This is a genomic window from Pseudoxanthomonas mexicana (genome assembly GCF_001556105.1).
Lineage (GTDB): Bacteria > Pseudomonadota > Gammaproteobacteria > Xanthomonadales > Xanthomonadaceae > Pseudoxanthomonas_A > Pseudoxanthomonas_A mexicana_A.
In genome coordinates this window covers 1-5,569 of the sequence record NZ_LSIF01000029.1, presented here as the reverse complement: position 1 = coordinate 5,569, position 5,569 = coordinate 1, and the positions used below count along the sequence as shown (strand labels likewise).

General features: G+C 68.9%; 4 protein-coding genes. 2 read left to right on the top strand and 2 right to left on the bottom strand.

Annotated elements, in window-relative coordinates; all coding sequences use genetic code 11:
- Positions 1–510: 510 nt before the first annotated feature.
- Both AX730_RS05295 and AX730_RS05290 read left to right on the top strand, forming a co-directional pair.
- Positions 511–2,694, top strand: a complete 2,184-nt coding sequence (locus AX730_RS05295; protein WP_062353055.1) for a primosomal protein N' — start codon at positions 511–513, stop codon at positions 2,692–2,694.
- A complete protein-coding gene (locus AX730_RS05290; protein ID WP_062353052.1) occupies positions 2,694–4,013 on the top strand; it encodes an MFS transporter in 1,320 nt (439 codons plus the stop codon). Before AX730_RS05295 ends, AX730_RS05290 begins: the two co-directional genes overlap by 1 nt.
- A 9-nt stretch (positions 4,014–4,022) precedes the next feature.
- Here AX730_RS05290 and AX730_RS18790 read toward each other — a convergent pair whose 3' ends face one another.
- Together AX730_RS18790 and AX730_RS05285 are read right to left on the bottom strand one after the other, a co-directional pair.
- Complete coding sequence (locus AX730_RS18790; protein ID WP_157074109.1) at positions 4,023–4,211, bottom strand: hypothetical protein; 189 nt, start codon at positions 4,209–4,211, stop codon at positions 4,023–4,025.
- On the bottom strand, positions 4,208–5,569 hold a 1,362-nt coding region (locus AX730_RS05285), incomplete at its 5' end, for a YadA-like family protein (protein WP_198147033.1). The genes AX730_RS05285 and AX730_RS18790, both read right to left, overlap by 4 nt.

Genomic DNA, 5,569 nt, shown 5'->3' with positions numbered 1-5,569 from the left:
ACCCTCGCAGGAAGGCGGCGAGCGCGGCGGGGGCGGGGAGGGAGGAGGAGTCGGGAGCGGCCATCGTGGAACCAGTAGGGGATGCGTGGATCATAGTCACCCGGCGCACCCGTACGGATGCTTGACAGCGGGCCGGAATCTGCTCTCCCCAGCCCCACAAGGGTTTCCACCAAATAACGTTGTGCACAGCGGTCACCATTTCGTCATCCGGGCTCGACCACCCCCTCCCGGCACGAATGTTTCAGCCACGTTTCACGGCCAAGCTGCTGTTTTTACTTGAAAAATACCCTCTGGCACTTTTTTGGCCAACCTGACCCCGAGGCTTGCTGGTGCGTCATCGCGCCGTGAAGCATTCCCGCCATGCACAGATTTATCCACAGCGCGTGTGGATAAGCCGGAATCTCCTTTGGGGATCGGCACTTGCGTGATTTTCGTCAAGAAATTGACAGGACATCGTCGCAACTACGTGAGATATGACCGCCATCAGGACGGGCCGATACACTGCACGGAATGCCGACCGTTTCCGTCCTGCAGGTCGCCCTGCCCGTGCCGCTGCCACGGCTGTTCGACTACCTGCCCCCGCCCAGCCATGACGCCTCGCCCGGGGACGTCGGCAAGCGGGTGAAGGTGATGTTCGGCAACCGGGCGCTCACCGGTTTCGTGGCCAACGTCGCCGCACCGGCCGACCCCGGCCTGGAGCTGCGAGCCGCCGATGCCCTGCTCGACGACACCCCGCTGCTGCACGGCGAACTGCTGGATTCGCTGCACTGGCTGGCGCGCTACACCCATGCACCGCTGGGCGAAGTGGTCGCGACCGCCCTCCCCGTCGCGCTCCGCCAGGGTGAGCCGCTGGCGGATACCCATGCCTGGCACTGGCGCCTGACCGAGGCCGGCCAGCTGCAGCGCGACCGTCTACGCACCGGCAGCCGGCCGCGCCGCCTCGCCGACCTGCTGGCCGGGCACGGCACGCTCGACGAGGACGTGCTGGACCTGCACCTGGACAGCGGCCGCGCCACCGCCCGCGACCTGGGCAAGCGCGGATTGGCCGAACGCTTCCCCGCGGCGGCGCAGACGCCCCCCGCGCCGCGCCCTGGGCCCGCACTCAACGAGGAACAAAAAGCGGCGGCCGAGGCGATCGTCGGCACGACCGGTTTCGGCGCGCTGCTGCTCGACGGCGTGACCGGCAGCGGCAAGACCGAGGTCTACCTGCATGCCATCGCCGACTGCATGCGGCGCGGGCGGCAGGCGCTGGTGCTGGTGCCGGAGATCGGCCTGACCCCGCAGACGCTGTCGCGCTTCCGCGAACGCCTTGGGGTGCCGGTGCATGTGCTGCATTCCGGCCTCAACGACGGCGAGCGCGCCCGCACGTGGGCGGCCTGCCTGCGTGGCGAGGCGCGCGTCATCGTCGGCACGCGCTCGGCGGTGTTCACGCCGTTGCCGGAGGCCGGGCTGATCGTGATCGACGAAGAACACGACGGCAGCTACAAGCAACAGGACGGTATCCGCTACCACGCGCGCGATTTCGCCCTGGTGCGCGGCAAGGCGCTGGACGTGCCGGTGGTGCTGGGCAGCGCCACGCCGTCGCTGGAGACGCTGCACAACGCACGCAGCGGCCGCTATGCGCACCTGCGCCTGTCGCGACGGGCGGGCGAAGCGCAGCCGCCGACCGTGCGCGTGCTCGACGTGCGCAAGCGCCTGCAACAGGCCGGCCTGCTCGCGGACACGCTGCAGGCGATCCGCCAGGCGCTGGATGCCGGCGGCCAGGTACTGGTGTTCAAGAACCGCCGCGGCTACGCGCCGGTGCTGCTGTGCCACGACTGCGGCTGGAGCGCGCACTGCAAGCGCTGCGACAGTCCGATGACCGTGCATGCCGGTGGCAAGCGTCTGCAGTGCCATCACTGCGGCGCACGGCAGGCGGCGCCGCCCGCCTGTCCCGACTGCGGCGGACTGGCCTTGCAGCCGCAGGGCATCGGCACCGAACGGCTGGAGGAGTTGCTGGCCGAACAGTTCACCGACGTGCCGGTGCTGCGCGTCGACCGCGGCACCACCCAGAAGCGCGATGGCCTGGCACAGCAACTGGCGAAGCTGGGCGACGCGCCCGGCATCCTGGTCGGCACGCAGATACTCGCGAAAGGCCACGACCTGCCGCACCTCACGCGCGTGGCCGTCGTCGGCGTGGACGAAGGCCTGTTCTCCACCGATTTCCGTGCCGGCGAGAAGCTGGCGCAACAGCTGATCCAGGTAGCGGGACGCGCAGGACGCGCGGGCAAGCGCGGCGATGTGTGGCTGCAGACGCACCATCCCGACCACCCGCTGTTGAATACGCTGATCAGCGGCGGCTACCACGCGTTCGCCGAAGCGGAGCTCGAGCAGCGGCGCATGGCCGGCTTCCCGCCGTTCGCGCACCTCGCGTTGCTGCGCGCAGAAGCCCAGCACGTCGACGCCGCACAGCAGTTCCTGCAGGCCGCGAAGCAGGCTCTGCGCCGACACGATGCCGCACTGGAGATGCACGGTCCGCTACCGGCACCGATGCCGCGCCGCGCCGGCCTGCATCGCGTGCAGCTGCTGCTCACCTCGCCCGAGCGCCGTCCGCTGCACCGCACGCTCGACCTCGCCCTGCCGGACATCCACGCCCTGCCGGAAGCGCGCCGCACGCGCTGGTCGCTCGATGTCGATCCCATGGACCTGTACTGATGAGGCAGACGCCGCGTACCGCACTGACCCCCGCCCAGCGCCTGCGCAGCATCTTCAGCGGCTCGGTCGGCAACCTGGTGGAGTGGTACGACTGGTACGTGTACGCAGCGTTCTCGCTGTACTTCGCCGAGGTGTTCTTCCCCGGCGGCGACCGCACCAGCCAGCTGTTGAAGACGGCGGTGATCTTCGCGGTGGGCTTCCTGATGCGCCCGCTCGGCGGCTGGCTGCTCGGCCGCTACGCCGACCGCCACGGCCGCAAGCGTGCGCTGATGCTGTCGGTGGTGATGATGTGCGCCGGTTCGCTGATCATCGCCTGCACGCCGGGCTACGCGAGCATCGGCATCGCCGCGCCTATCCTGCTGGTGCTGGCGCGGTTGCTGCAGGGTCTTTCGGTGGGTGGCGAATACGGCACGTCCGCGACCTACCTCAGCGAGATGGCCACGCGTGAACACCGCGGGTTCTGGTCGAGCTTCCAGTACGTCACGCTGGTCATGGGCCACCTGATCGCACTGGGCGTGCTGATCGCGCTGCAACGCGTATTCCTCACCGACGAGCAACTGCGCGACTGGGGCTGGCGCATCCCGTTCGCGATCGGCGCGGTGGCCGCGCTGGTCGCGCTGTGGCTGCGCCGGAACATGGTGGAAACCGAATCGTTCTCGCGCAACGAAGCCGCCGTCGCTACGGGACACCAGCGCAGTGGAGGCACGTTGCGTGCCCTGCTGCGGCATCCGCGTGCGGTGCTGTCCGTGATCGGCCTGACGATGGGCGGCACGCTGGCGTTCTACACGTACACCACCTACGTGCACAAATTCCTCGTCAACAGCGCCGGCATGGCGGCGGAGACCGCCAGCCTGATCAATGCGGCCACGCTGTTCTTCTACATGCTGCTGCAACCGGTGGTGGGCGCGCTGTCGGACCGGATCGGGCGCCGGCGCATCCTGATCGCGTTCGGCGTGCTGGGCACGCTGTGCACGGTGCCGATCCTCAGCCAGTTGCAGGACGTGCAGAGCGCGACGCAGGCGTTCTGGCTGGTGATGGCGGCACTGGTGATCGTCAGCGGCTACACCGCGATCAACGCGGTGGTGAAGGCGGAGCTGTTCCCCGTCGAGATCCGTGCGCTCGGCGTAGGCCTGCCATATGCGCTGACCGTGGCGATCTTCGGCGGTACCGCCGACATGGTGGCGCTGTGGTTCAAGGACATCGGCCACGAGACCGGCTTCTACTGGTACGTCACCGCCTGCATCGCCTGTTCGCTGCTGGTCTACCTGTGGATGCCCGATACGCGCGAGACGTCGCTGATCGACCGCGACGCAGGCTGACGCCGCCGACTACTCCGACGGCGCCGGATCCACGATCGCAGCGGGCGTTGCCGTCAATGGCATGTCGCTGTCGACCAGCACCCATGGCAACGCGCACAGCCATGCGAGCAGCAACGTCAGCGAAACCAGGAAGATGCGCTTGCCGACAGGCTGTCGTGCCGACCTTAACCCCGGTCCGGCGACCGAGCCGCGGGTCACCAGCTGAAGCCTGCGCCGGCGGACACGCTCTTTTCCCCGCCTCCGAAGGCAGCGCCGAGCGAAACGCTGGCGCGGTTGCCGACAACCCGCTGGTAGCCCACCGCCATGGCCCGCTCGCCGCCCTGTGAACCGATACCCACGCCCACCCGGTTCTTGCCTGCCAGGCCCGCCGTGTTCATCGCCATGCCGGCGTACGCACCACTCATGGCCGCCATCGTGTCGATGCGGCGATCCATCTGGCTGAAGCGGCGATCCACGTCGCCGCGGAAGGCGTTGAAGTCGTCGCTCAATCCGGTCAGCTCGGTGAAGCGCGCGTCGGTGTAGGCATTGGCGGAAGCCAGTGTCGTGGCATCGCCGGTGTCGGCGTAGTCCTGGGCTGTCGCCAGGGTCGTTGCATCACCTGCCGCCATGTCGCTACGAACGGTGGCTTCGCGGGTGTCGGTATAGCCGTTGGCGGTCGCCAGCGTGGCGGCGTTACTGGCGGCCATGTCGACGCGTACCGCCGCTTCGCGTGTATCGGTGTAGCCATTGGCCGTCGCCAGCGTCGCCGCATCGCCTGCCGCCAGGTCGCTGCGCACCGCCGCTTCGCGCGTGTCGGTGTAGCCGGTGGCTGTGGCGAGCGTCGCCGCGTCGCCTCCGGCCATGTCGTTGCGCACGGCTGCTTCGCGTGTATTGGTGTAGGCGGAAGAAGTGGTGACGGCCGAGTTGGCTGCCGCCAATGCGTTGCTGGCGGTTGTCGCCACGGTATTCAACTGGCCGACGTTGACCGCATCGGTCGTCGCGGTGCCGCTGGCGACATTGACGACGCGTCGCTGGTTGCCTGCGCTGCCCACGGAGACGGTATTGGCCACGTCGGCGACCGAGTTGTAGCCGAGTGCTACCGCGTTGGTACCCGTGGCCTGCGCACCGTTACCCAGCGCCGTGGAACCGCTCGCGGTGGCCTGCGCAGCATTCAGTGCTGAGTTGCTGCCGCCAATGGCCGTGCTGTAATTGCCACTGGCCACGGCGCCGGAACCGCCGGCCTGGCCATTAGCGGTTCCATTGGCACCGCTGCCGATGGCCGTGCTGGCGATGCCGCTGGCGTTGGCGCCGTGACCACCGCTGCCCGCAGCGCCTGAACTGGCATTGCTCCCGCTGCCGCCACTGCCGATCGCGGTCGCCCCGGTGTTGCTGGCGATCGCGCCATTGCCGCCCGCGCCGCCGGTAGCGCCGCCACCAAAGGACGCGCCGCCGCCGCCGCCGCCACCCAGCGCCAAGGCTCCACTGGTCGAAGCGTTGGCACCGCCGCCACCGCCGGCGGCAAAGTTCGCTCCCGTACCCGTAGCGCCGCTGCCGATGGCCACGGCACCGTTCACCGC